The organism is Flavobacterium cupreum (assembly GCF_003996965.1).
Taxonomy (GTDB): Bacteria; Bacteroidota; Bacteroidia; order Flavobacteriales; family Flavobacteriaceae; genus Flavobacterium; species Flavobacterium cupreum.
In genome coordinates this window covers 1-308 of the sequence record NZ_QWDM01000190.1, presented here as the reverse complement: position 1 = coordinate 308, position 308 = coordinate 1, and the positions used below count along the sequence as shown (strand labels likewise).

General features: G+C 66.2%; 1 protein-coding gene. It reads left to right on the top strand.

Annotated elements, in window-relative coordinates:
• Window positions 1-23: 23 nt before the first annotated feature.
• Window positions 24-308 (top strand): DegT/DnrJ/EryC1/StrS family aminotransferase (locus D0817_RS27135; protein WP_193555381.1); only part of this gene is annotated, 285 nt, incomplete at its 3' end.

Sequence of the window (308 nt, the reverse complement as noted above, 5' to 3'; positions counted from 1 at the left end):
CAAAAACAGAAACGGACGCCACCATGCAATTCATCGACCTCAAGGCCCAATACCTCGACCTGCGCGAGGCCATCAACACGCGCATCCAGGGCGTGCTCGAGCACGGCCAGTACATCATGGGGCCCGAGGTGGCCGAGCTCGAGGCCGCGCTGGCCGCGTACACCGGGGCGCGCCACTGCGTGACGGTGTCTTCGGGCACCGAGGCGCTGCTGATCTCGCTCATGGCGCTCGACGTCAAGCCAGGCGACGAGGTCATCACGACCCCGTTCTCGTTCATCGCCACGGCCGAGGCGATCGTGCTGCTCGGG